General features: G+C 67.8%; 25 protein-coding genes. All 25 read right to left on the reverse strand.

The annotated features are described in order from the left end of the window. Positions 1-43 precede the first annotated feature (43 nt). Entirely contained in the window at positions 44-292 is a 249-nt protein-coding gene (locus ACFQV6_RS05515; RefSeq protein ID WP_378026200.1) for a hypothetical protein, read from the reverse strand. Next, entirely contained in the window at positions 289-1,770 is a 1,482-nt protein-coding gene (locus tag ACFQV6_RS05520) for a hypothetical protein (protein ID WP_378026201.1), read from the reverse strand. Before ACFQV6_RS05520 ends, ACFQV6_RS05515 begins: the two co-directional genes overlap by 4 nt. Before the next feature lie 55 nt (positions 1,771-1,825). Then, positions 1,826-3,877 (reverse strand): flagellar biosynthesis protein FlhA, encoded by a 2,052-nt coding sequence (gene flhA / locus ACFQV6_RS05525; RefSeq protein WP_378026202.1) that lies wholly within the window; start codon positions 3,875-3,877, stop codon positions 1,826-1,828. Between the two features lie 126 nt (positions 3,878-4,003). Continuing rightward, complete coding sequence (locus ACFQV6_RS05530) at positions 4,004-5,095, reverse strand: flagellar biosynthesis protein FlhB (protein ID WP_378026203.1); 1,092 nt, start codon at positions 5,093-5,095, stop codon at positions 4,004-4,006. Between the two features lie 48 nt (positions 5,096-5,143). Next, complete coding sequence (locus ACFQV6_RS05535; RefSeq protein WP_378026204.1) at positions 5,144-5,908, reverse strand: flagellar biosynthetic protein FliR; 765 nt, start codon at positions 5,906-5,908, stop codon at positions 5,144-5,146. A 3-nt stretch (positions 5,909-5,911) separates the two neighbouring features. Beyond that, positions 5,912-6,805, reverse strand: coding sequence for a flagellar type III secretion system pore protein FliP (fliP, locus tag ACFQV6_RS05540; RefSeq protein ID WP_378026205.1), 894 nt, complete (start codon positions 6,803-6,805; stop codon positions 5,912-5,914). Further along, positions 6,805-7,215: a FliO/MopB family protein gene (locus ACFQV6_RS05545; protein WP_378026206.1), complete on the reverse strand. Its 411-nt coding sequence runs from the start codon at positions 7,213-7,215 to the stop codon at positions 6,805-6,807. The genes fliP and ACFQV6_RS05545 overlap by 1 nt, the downstream gene beginning before the upstream one ends. A 9-nt stretch (positions 7,216-7,224) precedes the next feature. Then, positions 7,225-7,977 (reverse strand): flagellar motor switch protein FliN, encoded by a 753-nt coding sequence (gene fliN / locus ACFQV6_RS05550; protein WP_378026207.1) that lies wholly within the window; start codon positions 7,975-7,977, stop codon positions 7,225-7,227. Further along, on the reverse strand, positions 7,974-8,924 hold the full coding sequence (locus ACFQV6_RS05555; RefSeq protein WP_378026208.1) for a flagellar motor switch protein FliM: 951 nt from the start codon (positions 8,922-8,924) through the stop codon (positions 7,974-7,976). The genes fliN and ACFQV6_RS05555 overlap by 4 nt, the downstream gene beginning before the upstream one ends. Positions 8,925-9,034: 110 nt before the next feature. Continuing rightward, the gene (gene fliL / locus ACFQV6_RS05560) at positions 9,035-9,493 is read right to left on the reverse strand and encodes a flagellar basal body-associated protein FliL (protein ID WP_378026209.1); all 459 of its coding nucleotides are present in this window, start codon (positions 9,491-9,493) and stop codon (positions 9,035-9,037) included. A 16-nt stretch (positions 9,494-9,509) separates the two neighbouring features. Continuing rightward, entirely contained in the window at positions 9,510-10,520 is a 1,011-nt protein-coding gene (locus ACFQV6_RS05565; RefSeq protein ID WP_378026210.1) for a flagellar motor protein MotB, read from the reverse strand. 5 nt (positions 10,521-10,525) lie between these two features. After that, positions 10,526-11,317 (reverse strand): motility protein A, encoded by a 792-nt coding sequence (locus ACFQV6_RS05570; protein ID WP_378026211.1) that lies wholly within the window; start codon positions 11,315-11,317, stop codon positions 10,526-10,528. Next, positions 11,317-11,598, reverse strand: a complete 282-nt coding sequence (locus ACFQV6_RS05575) for a flagellar FlbD family protein (protein WP_378026212.1) — start codon at positions 11,596-11,598, stop codon at positions 11,317-11,319. Before ACFQV6_RS05575 ends, ACFQV6_RS05570 begins: the two co-directional genes overlap by 1 nt. Before the next feature lie 199 nt (positions 11,599-11,797). Beyond that, the gene (locus ACFQV6_RS05580) at positions 11,798-13,084 is read right to left on the reverse strand and encodes a flagellar hook protein FlgE (RefSeq protein WP_378026213.1); all 1,287 of its coding nucleotides are present in this window, start codon (positions 13,082-13,084) and stop codon (positions 11,798-11,800) included. 43 nt (positions 13,085-13,127) lie between these two features. After that, positions 13,128-13,553: a flagellar hook assembly protein FlgD gene (locus ACFQV6_RS05585; RefSeq protein ID WP_378026214.1), complete on the reverse strand. Its 426-nt coding sequence runs from the start codon at positions 13,551-13,553 to the stop codon at positions 13,128-13,130. A gap of 132 nt (positions 13,554-13,685) precedes the next feature. Beyond that, positions 13,686-14,174, reverse strand: coding sequence for a hypothetical protein (locus ACFQV6_RS05590; protein ID WP_378026215.1), 489 nt, complete (start codon positions 14,172-14,174; stop codon positions 13,686-13,688). 7 nt (positions 14,175-14,181) lie between these two features. Continuing rightward, a complete protein-coding gene (locus ACFQV6_RS05595; protein WP_378026216.1) occupies positions 14,182-14,544 on the reverse strand; it encodes a response regulator in 363 nt (120 codons plus the stop codon). Next, positions 14,541-15,026: a chemotaxis protein CheX gene (locus tag ACFQV6_RS05600; protein WP_378026217.1), complete on the reverse strand. Its 486-nt coding sequence runs from the start codon at positions 15,024-15,026 to the stop codon at positions 14,541-14,543. The genes ACFQV6_RS05595 and ACFQV6_RS05600 overlap by 4 nt, the downstream gene beginning before the upstream one ends. Next, positions 15,023-15,400 carry a response regulator gene (locus ACFQV6_RS05605; RefSeq protein ID WP_378026218.1) on the reverse strand — a complete coding sequence of 126 codons (378 nt, stop codon included), beginning with the start codon at positions 15,398-15,400 and terminating at the stop codon, positions 15,023-15,025. Before ACFQV6_RS05605 ends, ACFQV6_RS05600 begins: the two co-directional genes overlap by 4 nt. Positions 15,401-15,414: 14 nt before the next feature. Beyond that, positions 15,415-16,260, reverse strand: a complete 846-nt coding sequence (locus tag ACFQV6_RS05610; RefSeq protein ID WP_378026219.1) for a CheR family methyltransferase — start codon at positions 16,258-16,260, stop codon at positions 15,415-15,417. Then, the gene (locus tag ACFQV6_RS05615; protein WP_378026220.1) at positions 16,257-17,423 is read right to left on the reverse strand and encodes a chemotaxis response regulator protein-glutamate methylesterase; all 1,167 of its coding nucleotides are present in this window, start codon (positions 17,421-17,423) and stop codon (positions 16,257-16,259) included. Before ACFQV6_RS05615 ends, ACFQV6_RS05610 begins: the two co-directional genes overlap by 4 nt. Before the next feature lie 13 nt (positions 17,424-17,436). Then, positions 17,437-18,309: a hypothetical protein gene (locus ACFQV6_RS05620; RefSeq protein ID WP_378026221.1), complete on the reverse strand. Its 873-nt coding sequence runs from the start codon at positions 18,307-18,309 to the stop codon at positions 17,437-17,439. Then, a complete protein-coding gene (locus tag ACFQV6_RS05625; RefSeq protein ID WP_093619555.1) occupies positions 18,309-18,746 on the reverse strand; it encodes a chemotaxis protein CheW in 438 nt (145 codons plus the stop codon). The genes ACFQV6_RS05620 and ACFQV6_RS05625 overlap by 1 nt, the downstream gene beginning before the upstream one ends. Before the next feature lies 1 nt (position 18,747). Next, positions 18,748-21,120 (reverse strand): chemotaxis protein CheA, encoded by a 2,373-nt coding sequence (locus ACFQV6_RS05630; protein WP_378026222.1) that lies wholly within the window; start codon positions 21,118-21,120, stop codon positions 18,748-18,750. Positions 21,121-21,204: 84 nt separating this feature from the next. After that, positions 21,205-21,903 (reverse strand): response regulator transcription factor, encoded by a 699-nt coding sequence (locus ACFQV6_RS05635; RefSeq protein ID WP_378026223.1) that lies wholly within the window; start codon positions 21,901-21,903, stop codon positions 21,205-21,207. Positions 21,904-22,236: the final 333 nt, after the last annotated feature.

Below are 22,236 nucleotides of genomic sequence, written 5' to 3' on the forward strand. Positions count from 1 at the left end.
AAGATCGGCGCCGGCCCGCCTGAGCGGGCCGGCGCCGATCCGGTCATACGGGCTTGTCAGGATCCCTCGCGTCGAACGGTTCGGGCCGCATCGTGGTGGCCGAGGCGACGTCGGTGGTGGTGCGGTAACCGCCGATGATGAACCGCAGACCGGCCAGAAGGACGGCCGCGATCGGCACCGCGATGAGGAACCGGATCAGTACCTGCAGGACGTCGACCTCGTCGAGCACCAGCCGGTACCACGCCGGCGCACTCATCAGGAGCGCGAACAGCAGGACCGATGGCCTGATCATCGCCGGGCGGCGCGACTGACCCGTCGGGGTGTGGCCGCGGACGGCATCACCTCGGCCGCGATCCGGGCGCAGAGCATCGCTGCCCACGCGTGCGGTGTGGCGGGCCGGCCGTCCAGCGAGAAGATCGGCACCTCCAGCCCGAGCACCGAGGCCGGGTCGGCGGTGAGCTCGACACTGTGCACGACGAGCGCCTCCACCTCGCCGAGGTTGCGCAGATGACGGGCGGTGTCGGCGGTCTTGCGGGTGGCGTCGACGACCGCCCAGAGGGCTGTGGCGCCGAGCGCGTCGGACATGTCGTTGACCCAGAACGGGTCGGTACCGCCGACCGGTGCGTCGATCACGACGATCCACGGGTGCTCGGAGCCCTGCAGTTTCTCGGCGCGCGACTCCGCGGCGCCACGGCTGGAGATCAGCCGGGACGAGTGCAGTCCGGTGCCCGCCGTCGACGGTGCGGCCAGCAGCAGGTGGGTCTGGTCCACGTGGATCTGCTCGAGCAGCTGCTTGGCGATCGGTACGGCCGTGTGCACCTCCCCGGCCAGGACCAGGATCTCACCCGGCCCGTCCGGGATGCCCGGTGCGGCGGGGCGGGCGGCGAGGACGCTCAGTACCCCGGCGTACGTGTCACCGCCGGTGATCTTGCGAGCCATCGGTTCCGGCATGCCCACCGAGATGAGGTTGCGCTGTACCGGGTCGAGTTCGGTGCCGGCGGGTGCGGCGCGGACCGGTGTCACCGCCACGGGTGCGGGCGCCGGTGCGGCCGGTGAGATCGGGGCCGGGTCCTCGAGCCCGTACACCTCCGCGGCGGAGCGGGCCGGCGGGCTGAACGCGGTGGGCGCACGCGGCGGGGCCGGGGCCGGCTCGGACAGCCGGAGCGGAGGGGGCGGAGCGGCGTGCGCGGTCCGTGCCACCGGCGACCCGGTGGGCCGGATCGGCGTCGCCGGCACGCGCGGGTCGACCCGTTCCGGGGTGGGCCGCTGAGCCGCCCGGCCCGGGAAACTCGGCGCCGTGGGCAATGCCGCGGGCAGCGGTCGCTGTCCGGCGTTGACCGCCGAGCCACCCGCCGCCGCGGGCCGGAACGGGCGCACCGTCTGACTCTCCTCGCGGGCCTCGACGGGGCGGGCCCGTGTGGCCGCGCGGTTGTGCTGAGTGCCCTCGCCCATGTGGGTGGCGACGTCGAGGCCGGCCATCAGCTCGGCGAACGCGGCCCCGGTGTCACCCAGGCCGGCGTCGCGACTGTCCTGACGGGCTCGCCGCTCGATGCCCGGCGGTGGGCCCTCGGTACTCACCCGGTCCTGCGACTCCGCCTGTTCGAGCAGGCGCTCGAAGCTGTTGGAGCCGTTCTGGGGCACGGTCTGTTGCGCCATGTCATCACTCTCCTCGGTTGCGTCCGGTACCTCGACGGAGAGCTCGTAGTGCTGCTTCGCGAAGAAGCCCCCGATACCACCGCTTCGTACCTTGTCGGCGGAAACAATCCGCACGCTTGAGCCGTATTCGTCACGTACCTGAGCCAGAAGCGGCTCGATGGCCGGTCCCTCAAGCAGCACCCGCGTAGGCACCGTTCACCACCCCTATCGTCTCGATCTGTGCGGTGGAACCAGAGATTTCGCTGTACGACAGCACCTGCACCCGGCGGGAGCCGGCTCGCAGCAGTCGCATCAGCGGCAGCCGCAGTTGTGGGGAGCACGCCAGGACCGGGTTGAGTCCCTGCTGCTCGGCGGCCTCGGCGAGCCGGCTGGCCTCGCTGACGATCGCCTCGGCACGCATGCCGTCGATCGCCATGAAGGCGCCGGTCTCACTGGGCCGCAGCGATTCGAGCAGCCCCTGCTCGAGCATCGGGTCGAGCGTGATCACGGTGAGCCGGCCGCCGTTCGCGTACTGGGCGGCGATGGCCGGGCCGAGCGCGGCGCGTGCCGCCTCGACGAGGCTGTCGTGGTCCATCGAGAGCTTCGCACGGAGCGAGAGCGCCTCGAAGATCCGGACCAGGTCGCGGACCGGTACGCCCTCGTCCAGCAGGGCCTGCAGCACCTTCTGCACCTGGCCGAGGCTGAGCAGGGCCGGGGTGAGTTCCTCGACCACGACCGGGTGGGTGCGCTTGACCATCTCGGCCAGCGCCCGGACGTCCTCGCGGCCGAGCAGACGGCTCGCGTTGGTCCGGACGATCTCGGCCAGATGCGTGATGATCACCGACGCGCGGTCCACCACCGTCGCGCCGGAGAGCTCGGCCTGATAGTGCAGCTCGGCCGGGACCCACTTGCCCGCCAGGCCGAACACCGGTTCCACTCCGGACCGGCCGGGCAGCGCCTGTAGCCCCTCACCGATCGCCAGGACCGTGCCCGGCGGCGCTTGTCCGGTGCCGGCGTCCACACCGGAGATCCGGATCGCGTACGAGGAGAGCGGCAGATCGAGGTCGTCACGGGTGCGCACCGGCGGCATGATCACGCCGAGTTCCATGGCCATCTTGCGGCGCAGGGCGCGTACCCGGTCGAGCAGGTCACCGCTGCTGGCGTCGACCAGGTCGACCAGGTCCGGCGCCAGTGCCAGTTCGAGCGGGTCGATCCGCATCTCGCCGAGCAGCGACTCCGGCGAGTCGGGCGACGGCATGTCGACGGCTTCCGCGGCCGCCGCGGCGTCCGCGACCGCCTCCGGCACCGGCTCCTTGACCCGCTGGGCGATCAGCAGGACGGCCACGCCGACGATCAGGAAGGGCAGCTTGGGCAGGCCCGGGATGACGCAGAGGGCCAGGGCCGCGGCGCCGCCGATCCGCAGGGCGAGCTTGTTCTGGCTGAGCTGGGTGGTGACGCTCGTACCCATGTCGCCGGAGGTGGCGGAGCGGGTCACGATCAGACCGGTGGCCACCGAGAGGAGCAGGGCCGGCACCTGCGAGACCAGACCGTCGCCGATGCTCAGCAGGCTGTACAGGTTCATCGCCTCGGTCGGCGCCATACCGTGCTGGAGGATGCCGACCGCGAACCCGCCGATCAGGTTGATCAGCGTGATGATGATGGCGGCGATGGCGTCGCCCTTGACGAATTTGGACCCACCGTCCATGGCGCCGTAGAAGTCGGCCTCGGCGGCTACCTCGGCCCGGCGTGTCCTGGCCTCGGAGTCGTCGATCAGGCCCGCGTTGAGGTCGGCGTCGATCGCCATCTGCTTACCGGGCATGGCGTCCAGGGTGAACCGGGCACCGACCTCGGCGACCCGCTCCGCACCCTTGGTGACCACGATCATCTGGACGATCACCAGGATCGAGAAGATGACCAGACCGATGACCAGGCTGCCACCGACGACGAAGCTGCCGAACGCGTGGATCACCTTGCCGGCGTCACCGTCGCGGAGCACCAGGCGGGTCGCGCTGATGTTGAGCGCCAGCCGGAAGAGCGTGAGCACCAGCAGCAGTGCGGGGAAGACCGCGAAGTCCAGTGGCTTCTGGACGAACATGCTGACGAGCAGAACGAGGAGGGCCACCGTGATGTTCACGGCGATCAGCAGGTCCAGCAGGAAGGTCGGCAGGGGGACGACCATCATGATGATGATGCCGATGACCCCGACGGGTACGGCGAACTTGCTGAGATTCTGCTTCTTCACGGCACCTTCCGAGCATGGGGCGGTTCGGCGGCCAACCGGGCCGCCACTGAGGCCGCTGTGGCACCGCCACGCACCGATCTTCCCTTCTCTTGCACCCCGATGTGAGGAAATCTCCCGAATTTTCGGTTATGCCATCGCTGGTTCCTGGTTCGGGTTGCGGTGCAGACCTGCCGCCGCACCACGTGCCTTCAGGCTCATCACGAACGCCAGCACCTTCGCCACCGCGCCGAAGAACTCGGCCGGGATCTCCTGACCCACCTCGCAGCTCGCGTTGAGCGCCCGGGCCAGCGGCACGTCCTGCACCATCGGAATCCGGTTCTCGGTGGCCAGCTCGCGGATCTTGGCAGCCAGCGGGCCCTTGCCCATGGCCACCACGCGCGGCGCGCCCTTCTCGGGTTCGTACCGCAGGGCGACCGCGACGTGCACCGGGTTGACGACCACCACGTCCGCGGTCGGCACGTCCGCCATCTGCCGGCTGCGGGACATCGCCATCTGCTTGGCCCGGATCTGGGCCTTGATCAGCGGGTCGCCCTCGGTGTTCTTGTTCTCCTGCTTGACCTCTTCCTTCGACATCCGCAGCTGCTTCTTGGTGCGGCGGCGGACCACGAAGTAGTCGGCGGCGGCCATCACGATGCCCGCCGCGGCGGCCGCGCGGATCAGCTGAATCGCGGCGTCCTTGACCGTGCCGAGCAGCGCGGCGATGGGAAGCTGGCCGGCCGTCATCAGCACCGGCACGATGTCCTTCATCGTGGCGTAGAGCACGGCACCCAGCACGACCGTCTTCACCAGGGCCTTGACGCCCTCCCACAGCGCCTGCCCGCCGAACATCCGCTTGATGCCGGAGAACGGGTTCAGCCGGTTGAACTTGGGGATGAACAGCTTGGTCGCCACCCGGATGCCGCCCTGCGCCCCGGCGGCGACGATGCCGACCGCCATCATCGTGAGCGCCAGCGGCAGCACCGCCCAGGCGGCGCTCATCAGCCCCTCCTTGAGCAGGGCGATGGTCCTGTTCGGATCCGGTTCGAGGATGGTCTCCGGCACCTTCGCCATCAGCTCGCGGGCGTGGTCCATGGCGTTGGTCAGCGTGCGGGGAAGCATGATGCTGGCGGCCAGCATGCCGAACCAGGCGCCGAGGTCCTGACTGCGCCCGATCTGGCCCTCTTGCTTGGCCTTCTTGAGTTTCTGTTGGGTCGGTTCCTCGGTCTTCTCGCCGGACATGTCACCACCTCAACTCAGGCCCGTGGCCCGGGGGCCGCCGGGCGCCGGTCATCCGCCGCTGAGCCGAACCACCGCGGTGACCGCCTTGTCCACCAGCGTGTCCAGCACCCCCGGTAGCGCCGCGATGGCGATGCCGGAGAGCATGACGACCAGGAAGATCTTGACCGGGAAGCCGAGCTGGAACGCGTTGAGCGCGGGAGCCACCCGGTTCAGCAGGCCGAGCGCGACGTCAGCGAGGAAGAGCACGGCGATCAGCGGGCCGGCGATCTGCACGGCGGCCAGGAACATCTCACCGATACCGCGGACCAGCAGCCGGCTGAAGACCTCCATCGAGAAGGTGGCGTCCAGCGGCAGCGTACGGAAGCTCTGCAGGAAACCGCGGAGGATCATCTGGTGCCCGTTGCTGGCGAAGAGCAGGGTGACCGCGAGCAGGTTGTAGAACCGGCCGAAGATCGAGCTCGTGCTCGCCGACATCGGGTCGTAGGCCGACGCCAGCGTGAAGCCGCCGAAGAGGTCGAGCAGGTCACCGGCCGCCTGGAGCGCGGCGAAGAGGATCGCGGTGAGAAAGCCGAGCGAGGCGCCGATGAAGACCTGCAGTGCCGCGCTGGCGATCAGGTCACCGGTCTCCAGCGACGGCACGGTATCGCGCAGGTAGGGCGCCATCGGCAGGGTGAGGCCCACGGAGAGCAGCGCCTTCACGGTTCCCGGGATGAGCCGGGAACTGAAGGGCGGACAGATCATCATCCACGCGCCCGTCCGCACCGCACCCAGCATGATCGCCAGGAACTCCGCGGTGGGTACGTCGAAATTCATGATCTAGTACGAGCCCACCAGCGCCGTGATGATCAATGCCCATCCGTTGACCAGCACGAACAGCAACAGCTTGAACGGCAGCGCCACTGTCACCGGTGGCAACATCATCATGCCGAGCGACATCAGCGACGCGGACACCACGAGGTCGATGATGAGGAACGGGATGAAGATGACGAAGCCGATGATGAACGCGGCCCGCAGCTCGGAGAGGATGAACGCCGGGACCAGCGTGGTGAGCGGGACGGCCTCGATGTTCGCCGGCCGCTCGTCACCGGCCACTTTGATCATCAGAGCGAGCTCGTCCTGACGGGTCGCGCCGGCCATGAAATCGCGCAGCGGCTCGATGCCGTCATTGAACGCCTGCGACTGCGTCTTGTCGCCGGCCAGGTAGGGCTGCACGCCCTGGTCGTTGATGGCCGAGACGGTCGGGCCCATGATGAACAGGCTGAGGAACAGCGCGAGCCCGGCGAGCACCTGGTTGGGCGGCATGCTGGTCAGCCCGAGCGCGTTGCGGGTGATGCCCAGCACCATGAAGACCTTGGTGAAACACGTGCAGAGCAGCAGCAACGCCGGCGCCACCGAGAGCAGCGTCAGACCCAGCACGATCACCAGGGAAGAGGCCGGGCGGCTGCCGTCGGGGTTCGTACCGTTGATGTTGAGGTTGATGCTCGGCGGCGAAGGCGTCGCCGGTGCCTGCGGCACCAGCATCGGGGCTTGCGGCACCTGAGCCAGGGGGGCCCGCGCCATCGGTGCGGGCATTTCCTGGGGTACGGGTACCCGCGCGAGATCCTGCCGGACAGCAACGGTCTGTGGCGCCGGCATCGCGGCGGCAGCGGCCGGAAGTACCGCCATGGCCATTCCGGAAGCCGCCATCAGCAGCAGGATCGCGGGTCGCATCATCGCCTCGTCGTCCGGTCTCGCAGCAGGTCCAGCGCCGAGGTCCAGTTCCGCGGTGAGAACAGCGAGCTGTCGACCCGGCCACCGACACCCACCGGATGCCAGTCCGGCAGGGTCACCGCGTCGACCTGGAGATGATCGCGGTGCTCGACCGGCTCCTCCTCGAACGCGTCGAGTTCGGCCTCGCCCAGCAGGCTGACGGTCTGGTCGGTGATACCGACCACGAGCGCCCGGTCGGCCACCCGGATCACGGCCACCGACGAGCCCCGGGTCAGCTGCTGCCGGTTCAGTATCGCCAGCGGCCCGGTACCCCGCCCGCCGAGCGGCCGGCGCAGAACCCGGGCCAGCCCCCACATCAGGAACAGGACCACCAGCAGCGAGAAGGCGACCTGAACGACGAGCCCGATCAAAGTGTGCTCCTACTCGGCGCCGGGCGAGACGATCTCGGTGATCCGGATGCCGAAGTTCTCGTCGACCACCACGACCTCACCGCGAGCTATCAGCCGCCCGTTGACCAGCAGGTCGGCGGGGCTGCCCGCGGCCCGGTCCAGCTCGACGATCGCGCCCGGGGTCAGGGAGAGGAGCTCTCGTACGCTCATCCGGGTCCGCCCCAGCTCGGCGGAGACCTCCATCTCCACGTCGTGCAGCATGTCCAGGCCGCCTCGCGCACCGCCGCCGCCGGTCACCCTGGCCATCTGCGGCGCCAGGTCGGCGGCCGGTCCGTCACCGGGCCACTGGCTCAGCGCCATGGCGACCACCGCGCGTACCGCCTCGTCGTCACGCAGCGGGACGGCGACCGCACCGTCCTTCGTGGCCAGAGCGCTGAGGGCCACCTCCGGCTCCATCAGCTGGCCCGGGTCGAGCACCACCGGGCCGAAGACCCGTGCTGCCGCCTCGAGCGCCGGCCGTACCGCCGCCGTCAGGTCGAGTTCACCGAGCGGGCTCTCGCGCAGCGCGTCCGCCAGGTCCTGGCCGACCACCACGACGACCTCGCCGGAGGCCGCGCCGGTGAACCGCGCGGTGACCGCTTGTCCCTCGATCACCACCCCGGCATCGGGTGCCACCGGGTCGGCGGCGACCAGTGCCCGGCTGGTGGGCAGAACGGCCAGCGCTGCTTCGGCGGCGTTCCGGGCGAGCGCCACCTGCGGCGCGGTGATGGTGGGGGCGGTCATGAGCGGCCAGACTCCTTGGACGAGTTCTCGTGGGGCGACGGCACCACGAGACAGGCGAGGCGGGCGCCTTGGTTACCGGGAACGGCATGGCCGAAGACGATGTCGTTGACGGTCACCTCGAGCGGCCGGCTGGTCGGATGCCCCAGCGGCACGACGTCACCCGGACGTAGATCCACGATGTCATCGGTACGCATCCGAATGGGCTGGAATCGCACTGCTACGTCGATCGGAGCCGCGGAAAGTCCGGCGGTGAGGTTGCGCAGCGCCCGGTCGCGCACCTGCCGCTCGGCCTGGCTGAGCACGATCGTCTCGGTCTTGGAGAGCACCGGCAGGATCGTGTTGAACGGCAGGCAGATGGTGGCGATGCACTCCTCGGCGCCGATCTTGGTCTCCAGGGAGGCCACCACGACGGCGTCACCGGGCGCGTGCGCGCGCAGGAACTGCGCGTTGTACTCGATCTCCTTGAGCACCGGGGAGATGTCGACGAGCGTCTCGAAGCCGTAGCGCAGCTCGCCGAGCATCCGCTCGATCAGGCCGCGCAGCAGCGGCATCTCCACCTCGGTCAGCGGCCGCTCCGGCTGAGGGCCGCCGGGTCCGCCGAGCATGTGGTCGATCGCGGTCATCACCGCCGACTGGGCTATCTCTATCAGCACCGTGCCGGGCAGCGGATCCAGGACGACCACGCCGATGATCGTGGGGTTGGCCAGCGAGGCGACGTACTCGTCGTAGTTGAGCTGCTCGATGGAGATCAGCGAAACGTTGCTGACCGCCCGGAGCCGGGTGGTCAGCAGGGTGCCGCAGCTGCGCGCGTACGTCTCGAAGGCGATCTGCAGAGTCCGGACATGCTCGCGGGAGAGCTTGATCGGGCGCCGGAAGTCGTACGGCGCCGGGCCTGCGCCTTGGCCGCGACGTGACATCCTGCCGGGGGAACGCGAAGCGGTGGTCACGTCGTCCTCATCGGCTCAGTTATCAAGCCACTGAGGCGCGGGGCCGTTTTCATCTCTTTTATCCACTGATAGGCGGGTCTCCCTGAGGAGACCCGCCCGGTGTCAGTGCCTTACTGGGTGACGAAGGAGGTGTAGTAGATGTCCATGACCATCTGCTTCTCCTCCTCCTCGTACGCCTTCTCGATCTTCTCGAGCAGCTCCGCCTTGATGGCGTCGCGGCCCTTCTCGGTCGAGAGCTCCTCGACCTTGCGGCCGGTGTAGTTCTCGATCGCGAGGTTGAGCGCCTGGCTGGTGTCGACGCCCTCGTGGCCGGCGGCCTCGGTGAGCTGCAGCGCGAAACCGAACTTCAGGTAGTGCCCGTCGGCCAGGTTGACCGTCAGCGTGTTCTCGATCGCCACCACGTCGCCCTTGACCGGCTCCTCGACGGCCTCCGCCTTGTCACCGCTCATCATGAAGAACGCACCCGCTCCACCGCCGCCCAGCAGGACGACTGCGAGAGCAACGATGATCATCAGCATCTTCTTCGACTTCTTCGGCGCCTCAGCTGCCGTGTCCTTCTCGTCCGCCATCGGAACTCCCCTCAGTTCAGTCGTGCGAAGTGGTCGTGGATGTGGTGGTGGTAGCGGTGGTGCTCTCGGCCTTGGCTTCCGCCTGGGCCGCGGCCGTGGTCTGGCCGGTGTGCAGCTTGCCGTCGGTGCCGGCCGCGGAGGGCAGCAGTGCCGCCTGCTCGGCCGATAGCTGGGTCAGGACGACGACGTCCACCCGGCGGTTCTGGGTGATCGATCGCGGGTCCTTCGGGTCGATCAGCGGCTTGGTGTCGGAGAAACCGACAGCGCTGAGCCGCTTCTTCGGGATCTTGTGGTCGGTGAAGAACCGGACCGTGGTCGAGGCTCGCGCGGCTGACAGCTCCCAGCCGCTCGGGTAGTACGCGGTCCTTGACCTGAGCTGGTTGGTGTGGCCGTCGACCTCGATGTTGTTGGGCAGCTTCGCCAGGGTCGGCGCGATCGCGTTCAGGATCTTCTCGCCGCCCTTCTGCAGGTCCGCCCGGTCGCCGGCGAACACCACCTCGTTGGTGACGATGGTGACCACCAGGCCGCGCTGGTCGATGGTGAACTTCGCGCTGCTGAGCAGTTTCTGCGCCGCCAGTGCGTCGGCGATCTTCCGCTCGATGGCCTTCAGGTCCTCGGCCTCCTTGGCCGCCTTCTCCGCGTTGGCCGAAGCCTCCTTGCGGTCCTCGGCCTCCACGGCCCGCTCGACCGCTTCCTTCTGCTTCTGGTTCAGGCCCTCGGTGCCGGAGCTGCCGTCGCCGGGGTTGGAGCCCGGGTCGATCTGCACCACCTGTGCGTTGTTGGCCGAACCGTCCAGCGGGGCGGACTGCCCCTGGAAGGCCGCGCTCTGTGCACCGAACCCGGCCGAGAGGCCGGCCGCCAGCTGGGCGAACTTCTTGTTGTTGACATCGCTCATCGAGAAGAGCACCACGAACAGAACGAACAGCAGGGTCATCATGTCCGCGTACGACACGAGCCAGCGCTCGTGGTTGGCGTGTTCCTCGTGTTCCTCGTGCTTCTGCTTACGCTTGCCCCCGCCAGAGCTCATCTAGATCAGGCCGCCTTCTTGTTGGACGCTGACATCTCGGCCTTCTTCATCTCGTCCGGGGGAAGCAGGCTGCGGAGCTTCTGTGCGACCAGGCGCGGGTTCGAGCCGGCCTGGATGGCCAGGACACCGTCGATGACCAGCTCCATCTCCTCGGCCTCGATGGCGCTCAGCCGGGCCAGGCGGGCACCCATCGGCAGGAGGATCATGTTGGCGCTGAGCACGCCCCAGAGGGTGGCGCAGAAGGCCGCGGCGATCGAGTGGCCGAGCGTCTCGGGCTTGTCCAGGTTCTCCATCACGAGCACCAGGCCCATGACCGTGCCGATGATGCCGATCGTCGGGGCGTAGCCACCCCAGGACTCGAAGAACTTCACGCCGGCCTTGTCGGCCTTCTTCTTGGCGGCGACCTCGGCGTGCAGGATGTCGTGCAGCTCGTCCGGGTCGGTGCCGTCGATGGCCAGCTGCAGGCCCCGCTTGAGGAACGGGTGCTCGACCGTCTTGACCGCGTCCTCGAGAGCCAGCAGGCCCTCGCGGCGGGCGCGCTCAGCCAGCTTCACGACGCTGTCGAGCAGCTCGGCCGCCGGGGTGACCTTGTTGGTGAAGCCCTTCTTGAGCTGCGTTCCGAAGGCCTTGGTGTCCTTCATGACGCCACCCGCCATGGCGGCGCAGAAGCCACCACCGAAGACCAGCAACATCGACGGCCACAGCATGATGGAGGTGGGCGAACCGCCCTCCACGAGCTGGACGGTGAAGACAACCGCCAGGCCGGCGACTACACCGATAATGGTTGCGAGGTCCATCAGCGTTCCTTCCGGTGCAGCGGGAGCACCTTGGCGTCGAGGTCGTCATCGGAAGAGGGCGAAGAGTGGGCCACGGGATCGGGCTCCATGCGACTCGCCTGGGCGATAAGCGAGGCGCGATAGTGGCGCACCGAGTCGATGAATTCGGGCACGGATTCAGAAATGATGTATTTGGTGCCGTCCACCAGGGTGACGACCGTGTCGGGCGTGCAGTCGACACGCTCTACGAGATCCGGGTTCAGTGCGAACACGGCACCGTTGATGCGGGTTACGAGAATCACGACTTCCGTCCTTGGTGCGTCTCTTGGCTGGTAGAAGGCCCTCCGTGGCCCTTCACCTAGTACTTCGGCCCAACCTCGGTTGCCGATGAGATCCAGGTGGTGGCCGTTCGGGTGCGACCTGTTCGCCTGCGCCGGACGAGCGAAACGGCCGGGACGAGCACGAATGCCCGTCCCGGCCGCAGCCGGCAGATTGGTGCTACTAGCGCTTCATGCTGACGAGCTCTTGGAGGATCTCGTCGGAAGTCGTGATGATGCGAGAGTTCGCCTGGAAGCCGCGCTGGGCGATGACCAGGTTGGTGAACTCCTGCGCCAGGTCGACGTTCGACATCTCCAGGGCGCCGGAGATGACCTGACCCATGCCGGCACTGCCCGGCTGGCCGACTTGGGCATAGCCGGAGTTGACCGTGGTCCGATACTGCGAGTTTCCGACCTTCTCCAGACCGTTCACGTTCTTGAAGGTGGCCATCGCGACCTGGCCGAGCGTCTGCTTCAAGCCGTTGCTGTAGACACCGATGATTTCCCCGGTGTCCGAGACGGTGTAGGAGAGTGAGGTAAGCGCACCTGCCGTCTGGCCATCCGTGTCGAACACACGGGCGTCGGACTGACCGGCGTAACACGTGATGTCCGTGACGTCGATCGTGTACGGCCCATGCTCTACGCCGGTGGCCGGATCCGTGTATGCGGCAATCGCGAGTTCCTTGTCGTCAGGCTTGCCCGACACAGTGTTGAAGGTCAGCAGTGCCGGGGTACCCGGGTTGCCGGCATGCGGGTCGACCTTCGTGTTGTAGGGCATGAAGACCTCATAACCGGTGACAAGCTTGGTCACCGGATCAACGACCTGCCTGAAGCAGGCCATCTCGGTGCTCGGAGCGCCGAGCTTGTCGAACACCTTGACCGGAATCGTCAGCTCGTTGTCGTACTTCTTGTCGGGATCCGAGGCCACGTCGATCGGGTCACTGGTCATGTTCCCCTTCAGCGTGATCTTCGTCGTCGCCTCAGGTGGAATGGTGCTGCCGAGCGGCATCGTGATGTCCTCGGGCTTGGCCGCCGCGTTGACCTTGCCGTCCTCCGCGGTCCAGCCCTGCACCGGTTCACCGGTGGAGGTGGTCAGGGTGCCGTTCGCGTCGAAGAAGAACGAACCTGCCCGCGTATAGAGCTGCTCACCGCCACTACGGGTGATGAAGAAGCCGTCGCCTTGGATCATCATGTCCCCGGACTTGCCGGTGGTCTGCGCCGAACCCTGACTGAAGTTCGCCGTGATTCCGGCGACGCGCACACCGAGGCCGACCTGCGCCGGGTTGGTGCCACCCTGGCCGTTCTGCGGGGAACCCGCGGCGCCCATCACCTGGCTCAGCGTGTCGTTGAACTGGACCTGGGACGACTTGTAACCGGTGGTGTTGACGTTCGCGATGTTGTTACCCGTGACGTCGATCATCCGCTGGTGTGCGTTGAGGCCACTGATGCCGGAGTAGAGAGAACGCAGCATGTAAGGACGTCCTTAGCGTAGGAGACTGGGGATGGGCAATGGGTCAGGCGGTCTGCCGAATCTCGGTGACCTTGGACAGCTGCACATCCGTGTTCCCGACCTTGAGCGTCGGTTCGCTGTCTCCGTTGAGCTTTGCCGCAGAGATCACGCCGGTCTGCATCGCACCGGTGTCGTCCATGTACGTGACCGTCTTGCCGACCAGCGAACTGGCGCCGATCATGCGCTGCGACTGCAACATGGCAATCATGTCTTCGAGCTTCTCGACCTGCGTGAACTGGGCGGTCTGCGCCAGGAACGCCGTCGAGTCGGCCGGCTTGGTGGGGTCCTGATACTTGAGCTGGGCGACGAGGAGCTTCATGAACGTGTCCTTGTCGCCGAGCGACTTGCTCTTGGTTTCCGCGGATTTCGCTGCGGCCAGCGCTTTCGCGGCTTCAGCGCCACCGGTGGGTCCGGAAATCGGCGAGGTCATTGACGTCTCCTGTCCCGTAGCAAGCTCAACCTAAGCTTCGGCCCGGCCCCCCGATTGCTTAGGCACAAATTTGCGGGCCCGCCGGATCGGCGGGCCCGCAACGGGAGTTCTTCAATTTTCTTACGCCTCGGGTCAGGGTGCGAGCGACAGGCTGAGCTTGCCCTTCCCGTATCGGCTGACCTCGACCATCAGGTCGAGACGCCGGCCGAGGGCGAGAAGGACGGCACGCGCGTCGTTGGGCAACTCGGTGCCCGGGTAGATCACCTGGTAGAGCTTGACGTGCGGCGCACCCTCCTTGTTGAGCAGGCTGGTGAAGATGTTGCACAGTTCGCCGACGTTCTCCGCCAGGTTCGGGAAGAGCTGCTTCTCGTCGATGCTGTCCTCGGCGGCGCCGGCCGGCAGGAGACCGAGCGCGGCGCCGGCGTTGGCCGCCAGGCTCAGCTCGATGCCCATGACTGCGTAGATCTTCTGGCCGGCGTCGGTGAAGATGGCAACGGTCGAGGTCGGCACCGCCGGTGCGGCGATCGGGTCGCCGGGGCTGACGATCACCTCACGACCGAGTAGGTCCTCGAACAGGTTTCGTACGGCTAGTGAGCCGGGAAGAACCGAGACGTCTGACATGTCCTAATCATCCCAAGATAGGAGCGAAAACCTCATCGAATCGCTCAGCTGTGAAGGGTTTGACGATGAAGAACGCCGCGCCGGCGCCTTCGGCGGCTGTTTTCATCTCCGGAGTGCACTCCGAGGTGACGAAACCGAACTTGACGTTGTTGCCGGCCGCCCGCAGCTGACGGAGCACCTCGATGCCGGTCAGATGGGGCATGTTCCAGTCCGAGATGACCAGGTCGGGCTTGTCCCCGGTGGCCTTGTCGAGCGCCTCCTGGCCGTCCGCGGCCTCCACCAGTTCGTGGTCACCGAACCCGGCCTGCCGCAGGGTCCGGACGACGATCTGCCGCATCACCCGGCTGTCGTCGGCGATGAGGATCTTCATGCACCCTCCTCCTTGTTGTCGCTGCTGCTCTGCCACATCGAAATCGACACCGGTTCGCCTTCCCACATCCCGTACACACCCGTGACCCGCTGGGTGTTCGGGAATCGCGCCGAGGACTCCGGCACGAGTACCACCTGCGGGAGCGACAGTTGCGCCCCCGGCGGCAGCATCGCCTTGACGTTGCCGCCGACGATGTTGGCCAACTCACCGAGCGTGTCGGAGATGTCCTCGTCGCTCACCTCCTCGAGCTCCATGGCCAAAAAGGCGGCCGCGGCTCGCTGGGCGGCGGTACGGGAGGAGGCGTAAACGATGTGCCCGTTCCAGGACCCGGTGATGGAGACGGAGGAATGCACCTCCGACGGCTGGTTCTCGTCGTACGTCGGGATCAGCGGGTTGACACCCTCAGGGTCCAGGTATGCCTCCCAGACCTGTTCCACCATCTCGGCGAGGTCGTTCTCGTCGACCTCGACTTCGACACTCATGAGTTCACTCCGGTCGGGACGAGGCCCAGAAGGGCCAGCTTTTCGATCATGGCGCCTTCGGTGAAGGGCTTGATCACATATTCGTGAGCGCCCGCGGCGAGCGCACGGACGATCTGGTTCTGTTCGCTCTCGGTGGTGACCATGACCAGCGTCATCTCACGCAGCCGCGGATCGGCCCGGACCTTGGTGACGAACTCGAGCCCGTTCATGTTCGGCATGTTCCAGTCGATGAGGGCCAGCTCGGGCACCTCGGTCATGTCCGCGAGGAGATCCATCGCCTCCTTGCCGTCCCCCGCCTCCACCGCCTCGAAGTTGAGCTTCGTGACGATGCGCTTGAGGATCATGCGCATCGCGCGCGAGTCGTCGATCACCATGGCTCGCATCGGCGTCATCCCCTTCTCGCGGCACCGGCGGGCACCGCATTACGAGTCCGGTAGGCAGAGGTGCGCCCGGCGGCGACCCGTTCGTAGTTGTCGTCGATCCCGATCGTGGTCTCGGCCGCACCCAGGAAGAGCCAGCCGTCCGGGCGCAGGATCTTGGCCGCGTTCTGCAGCACCTGACGCTTGGTGGCGACGTCGAAGTAGATGAGCACGTTGCGCAGGAAGATGACGTCGAACGGCTGCATCGGCGGGAACGGTGCGGTCAGGCTCATGTGCTTGAACGTCACGTTCTTGCGCAGCGCCGGGATGACCCGCCAGTGCGCGCCGGCGCGCTCGAAGTACTGCACGAGCTGGGTGGCGGGCAGGCCTCGGTTGACCTCGACCTGGCTGTACTCACCCTTCTGCGCACGTTCCACCATCGTCGTGGAGATGTCCGTGCCGACGATCTCGTACGACCATCCGGCCGGAAGCGTCTCCTGCAGTGTGATGGCCAGGCTGTACGCCTCCTGCCCGCTGGAGCTCGCCGCGGACCAGAACCGGAGCTTGCGTACGGCCGACCGCGACTTGATCAGCTCGGGCAGCACCACGTCGGTGAGCGCGGTGAACGGCTCGCGGTCCCGGAACCAGGACGTCTCGTTGGTGGTCAGCGCGTCGATGATCTTCCGCTGGAACTGCGGGTTGGGACGCTTCTGCAGATCGGTGATGAACTCGTTGACGTTGGCCGCCCCGACCGCGCGGGCGACCGGGATCAACCGGGCCTCGACCAGGTACTCCTTGCCCGGCGCCAGCACGATGGACGCCTCCCGGCGCACCATGGTGGAGACGAAGGTGAACTCCGATTGAGAGAGGGTCATCGGGCCACCGCCGGCGACCGGTTCACCCGTACGCGGTTGAGCAGAGCTCCCGCGATGCGGTCCAGTGGGAGCACCTCGTCGGCGAGCCCCGCGGCGACCACGGCACCGGGCATGCCCCAGACCACGGAACTCGCCTCGTCCTGTGCCAGCACCTCGGCGCCCGAGTCTCGTAGCACCTTCGCACCACCCCGTCCGTCTTGTCCCATTCCAGTGAGAACAGCCGCGAAGGCTGATCCGCCGTACAGTGCCGCCACCGAACGGAACATCACGTCCACGGCGGGTCGGCACGAGTTCTCCTGCGGTGCGCTGCTGAGCTGGGTCAGCGTCGCCGTTCCCCTCCGGTGGAAGACCAGATGGCGGTCACCCGGGGCGATGTAGACCGTGCCGGCGATGAGCTCCATGCCCTCGCCGGCTTCGACCACCCGCAGCGGCGTGCTGCGGTCCAGCCGCTCGGCGAACATCTTGGTGAAGACCGGCGGCATGTGCTGCGTGATCACGATCGGGACCGCCAGATCCGACGGCAGCCCGAGCAGGACCTTGGTCAGCGCGTCCGGCCCTCCGGTGGAGGACCCGATGGCGAGGATGTCGATCCGGCCCTGCACACCCCCCTTACGCGCGGCGGGGCGTACCGGAGACGGACCCGGCGCCGGTGGACGGCCGGGAGCCGAGGGTGGGGCGCCGGGCCGCGTCGGTGCGGCGCCGGGCCGCACGCCGGCAGGTGGCGCCGGGCGGGTGGGTGCGGACGGGGCCGGCGGGCGCCGCCGCCCGCCCAGTGCCTGGATCCTCGGTACGAGCTGTTCGCGCACCGCCTCGATCGACTGCTGCACCGAGCCCACGTTGCTGGGCTTGGTCACGTAGTCCGTGGCACCCGCGGCCAGCGCCTCCAGGGTGGCGGTGGCACCCGCCGCGGAGAGCGTGCTGAACATGATCACTGGCAGGGCCGCGTGCCGCTTGCGCAGCTCGCGTACCGCCTCGATGCCGTCCATCTGTGGCATCTCGATATCCATGGTGACCACATCGGGTTTGAGCTGATCGATCTTCGCTTGGGCGAGCAGACCGTTCGCGGCGGTACCGACGACCTGGATGCCCGGCGCCTCCCCGAGGGCGTCGACGATCAGCCGACGGACCACCACGGAATCGTCGACGACGAGAACCGAGATCATTCGACCACTCCCTTCAACCGAGCCAGGCCGGGCCGAGCGCCGCGACGACCGGCGCGAGCAGCCGGTGAGCCGTGGCGGTGTCCAGCAGGTCGCGTACCACCAGCGCCTGAACGGCGCCGCTGAGCATGTTCCAGACACCGCCGGCCCGGTCGGCCAGCGGAATTCCGGCCGAGTCCACCGCCTGCACCAGCAGCATCTGTGCGGCTGCCGCGGTACGGACCCGGTCGGAGAGATAGGCCGCCCAGGACGCCGAGTGGACGGCCGGTGACCAGCCCGCGGTGTTGCGGCGGGCGTCGTCGGCGGAGGAGGTCACCCGCTGGCGGTCCTCCGGCCGCAGCGTGCGCAGCCGGTCGAGCAGGGCGGACACCGTGTAGTGGTGCGGGCCAAGGTCGATCGGTGCGCCGGACGGCAGCTTGCGTATCGCCGAGACCCATCCGGCGCCGAGGCGGCGGCGGGTCTCCTCGTCCAGGACCTCGCGCAGGTAGCTGGCGACCGCGGCGTCACAGAGCAGCGCCGTGGCCGAGGCCGCGTCCTCGCTCTGCTTGGCGGCGCGCCCGGTGCCTTCCCAGGTCCAGGACATGACGTCGTAGCGGATGCAGGTGAGCAGGGAGTCGACAGTGCCGATCGGGGCCCGCTCGACCAGGGCGAGGTTCCCGGCCGGGTCGTCCTTCGACATCGCCTTGAGCGACGGCATCCGGCGGGCGGCACTCTCCACCTCGACCCAGAGCAGCGCCCGGGCACCCTCGTCCGGGAGCCGCTCGGCGAGCAGCGGCAGGTCGTCCTTGTTCAGTCGCAGGGCGCGCAGCAGCACCTCGGCGGCGGCCGGCCCGCCCTCCAGGCGGGTCAGGTCGAAGCCCAGCACGGGGGCGCTGACCAGGCTGTACATCAGTTGGTGGCGCGGTACGTGTCGACGGCCTGGTTGACGTCGAGAGCCAGCATCAACCGTCCGTCGAGCTTGAACGTGCCGACCACGAGTTCTCTGGTCGGCCCGCTCAGCGTGTCCGGCGGCGGCTCGAACGTCTCGTCGTCGAGGTCCACGACCTCGCCGATCTTGTCAACCAGCAGGCTCACCGGTTCACCGTCCCCGCGCAGGATGACGTTCATGACCGGCCCCTGCAGCGCCTGCCGGGCCAGCCCGAGTTGGACCCGCAGGTCGACCGCGGCGATCACCTGGCCGCGCAGGTTGAACAGGCCACCCACGGCCGGTGGCGCGAGCGGCACCGGCGTGTACTCGTTGTACGAGAGCACCTCCTGAACGGTGTGCACCTCGACTCCGAAGAGCTGCCCGTCCACCTCGAAGGTGGCGAACTGTCGGCTCGCCATGTCAGGCCTCCACCAGCATGTCGTCGGCCGCGTCGCTGTAGAAGTTCGGGTCGGCGGCGAGGATCGCCCGGCGTACGTCGAGCAACTCGGTCACCCGTTGCTGGATCACCGCCGTGCCGACCAGGCCGTCCTCCTCCGCGTCGCGCCGTGCGGTCGTGGAGTTCTCGGCGATGTCGACGATCCGGTCCACCACCAGCGCGACACTGCGTCCGCCCTCGCTGTAGACCACCACCGAGACCGTGTCGCCCTCGAGCTCCTCGCCGTACGCACCGAGCAGGTGTGAGAGCCGGACCAGCGGCAGGATCTCACCGCGGTACTGCACCACCTCGCGGGAGCCGGCGTGCTCGATCCGGTCCCGGGGGAACTCCTCGAGCCGGGTGACAGTGTCCAGCGGGATCGCCACCCGGCGCTCACCGACCGCGGTGACCAGCAGGCGCTGGATCCCTCCGCCGCCGGAGGCCTTCGAGTTGGCGACGACGTTCTCGCGCTCCGAGTCGACGGCCAGGTGCGACCGCCTCGCCAGGGACGACACGTCCAGGATCAGGCCGACCTTGCCGTCGCCGAGGATGGTGGCGCCGGCGTACAGGCCGATGTCCTTGAACCTGGTGTTCAGGGCCTTGACCACGACCTCTTCGGTGTTCAGCACCCGGTCCACGACCATGCCGAACCGGCGGCCGTCGGCCTGCAGCACCATGATGTAGACACCCTGGTCGCCGCCGACCTCCAGGCCGAGAGCCCGGTCCAGGCGGACCAGCGGGAGCAGCTTGCCGCGCAGGCGGTAGACCGGGGCGCCGGAGGCGTACTCGATCTTGGTGTTGGAACCGTCGATGAAGACCAGCTCGAGGACCGCGACCTGGGGAACCACGTAGCGCTGGTCGCCGCAGTCGACGGTGAGTGCCTGGATGATCGCGAGAGTCAGCGGGATCGTGAGGCGCCAGACCGTACCCTCGCCGGGTGTCGAGTCGACGCTGACCGCGCCACCGATGTTCTCGATGTTGGTCTTGACCACGTCCATGCCGACGCCGCGGCCGGAGACGTTCGTGACCTTCGCCGCGGTGGAGAACCCGGGCTGGAAGACCATCGCCATGATGTCGCGCTTGTCCATGTTCGGGATCTGCTCGGCGCGCAGCAGCCCCTTCTCGACCGCCTTCTGCGCGATCCGCTCGACATTCAGGCCGGCGCCGTCGTCGGCGACCTCGACCGCGACGTGACCACCCTCGTGGTACGCACGCAGCGTCAGCGTGCCCTCCGGCCCCTTGCCCGCCGCGACCCGGCGGTCCGGGTCCTCGATGCCGTGGTCGACCGCGTTGCGCACCAGGTGGGTCAGCGGGTCCTTGACCGCCTCCAGCAGGCTGCGGTCGAGCTCGGTCTCCTTGCCCTGCATGACCAGAGCGACCTGCTTGCCCATGGAGTTGCTCAGGTCCCGGACGACTCGGGGCAGCTTCGACCAGATGTGCTCGATCGGCTGCATCCGGGTCTTCATGATGCCCTCTTGCAGCTCACTGGTGATCATGCCGAGCCGCTGGGCGCTGCGGACCAGACCGGAGTCACCGATCTCCATCACGCCGCGGACCAGCTGGTTACGGGCGAGCACCAGCTCGCCGACCATGTTCAGCAGGGTGTCCAGCAGGTCGACGTCGACACGGATCGCGCTGTCCGCGATGCTCCGCTTCGGCGCCTGCGACTGCAGTGCCTCGCTGACCGCGGCCGGCTGCGCCTTGCCCTCGTCCAGCAGGATGGTGCCGAGCTTGCGATCGTCACCCTCGAGCTGCTGCTGGAGAGCCGAGCTCACGTCGCTGGGCTGGGCCGCACCGGCGTCCACCAGGATCTGTCCCAGCGGCTGGCGCTGCTCGGCGATCGGGTCCGGCGCCTGCCGGGCCGGCGTCTCCTCCAGGGGCACCGGGGCTTCCGCCTCGGCGGCGGCCGCCGGTGCGGCGTCCGCTGCCGGTGCCGGAGCCGCTGCCGGAGCGGCCGCCGGAGCGGCCGCCGGAGCGTTCATCTGCGCATTGATCTTGACGATCATGCTGTCGATGTCGACTTCGCCCTCGGTGCTGTTCTCCTCGATCGAGGCGAGCAGCGAACGGACGCCGTCGATGCAGACGAGCAGGACGGTGATGGTCTCCGGGGTGACCGGCTGAACGCCGTCACGCAGCCGGGACAGCAGCGACTCACCCGCGTGGGCGAGCTTCTCCAGGCGACTGAACGCCAGGAAACCGCTGGTGCCCTTGATGGTGTGGATCGCCCGGAAGATACGGGAGATCAGGTCACGCGAGTCCGGTTCCTGCTCGAGCATCACGAGATCCCGGTCGATCTGGTCCAGGTTCTCGTGGCTCTCCATCAGGAATTCGCCGACGATCTCGCCAAGGTCTTCCACGACTTACTACCTCCTGCTCGGCTTCACAGCCCTCATCGACGATTGCGGGCGTCAACTGAGAAAGACTCGACCGGTACGGCGGATTCAGGCTTCTCCGCCCGGCCGGCGGTAGCGGTATCCGAATCCACGTACGGACTCGATCGGTGATTCATCAGGGTCTGTCCATCCGAGCTTGCGGCGCAGCCGCAGCACTGCGAACTTGACCCGTTCCTGGCCGATGCCGGTCGGGTCGTCCCAGGCCTGGGTCAGCAGCTGGTTCGGACTGAGTACCGCGCCGGCATGCCGCACCAGCGCGTTGAGAAGGCGGAACTCGGTGGGAGTCAGCCGCTTCTCCTCGCCCTTCACGTAGACCCGGCGCTTGGTCGGGTCGAGATGGACGAGGCCGTCGTCGTAGATCTGGCTCGCCCAGCTGTTCTGCCCGCTGGAGGACCGCCGCAGCAGCGCCTCCACCCGGGCCAGCAACTCGTTGTTGGCGAACGGCTTGGTGAGGTAGTCGTCGGCACCGCCGCGCAGGCCACGCACCTTCTCGGCCTCCTGGCCGTGCGCGGTGAGCACCAGCACCGGTACGTCGGAGACGTCACGTAACCGCTCCAGCACCTGCCAGCCGTCCATCTCCGGCAGGCCGACGTCGAGCACCACCAGGTCGGGGTGTTCGGCGTACGCCTCCTTCAGCCCGGAGCGGCCGTCGGCGGCATGCGCCACCTCGTAACCGGCCCGGCTGAACAGCAACCGGAGAGCAAGTGCGATGTCCGGGTCGTCCTCGACCACGAGAAGGCGACTCATCGTTTGTTCACCCTGCCCCTAACCGCACTCGCGCCCTGTTCGGGCACGGCCGAATACCGGTCACACGACGGTGTTCCGGAAGTCAGCGTCCTGCCTGGTACCGCTCGCGCGACCGCGGGCGGAGGAATATCCGAAGGCGCAAAAACACCATAGCGTGATGTCACCGCCTATTTACGGACAGTCACAGTTTAGCGTCCGGGCCGCTCACAAGAGCCGGTCAACGAGGATCTGCCCAAGCCGGTGGTCGAACGGCGCCCGAAAGGCCTGACCGAATCAGCCCCTCAGACTGACATTTCCGCCAAGCCTTTTCGCCCTTTCCGCGAAAGATGTGAC

Source organism: Actinoplanes sp. GCM10030250, assembly GCF_042666575.1.
Classification (GTDB): Bacteria; Actinomycetota; Actinomycetes; order Mycobacteriales; family Micromonosporaceae; genus Actinoplanes.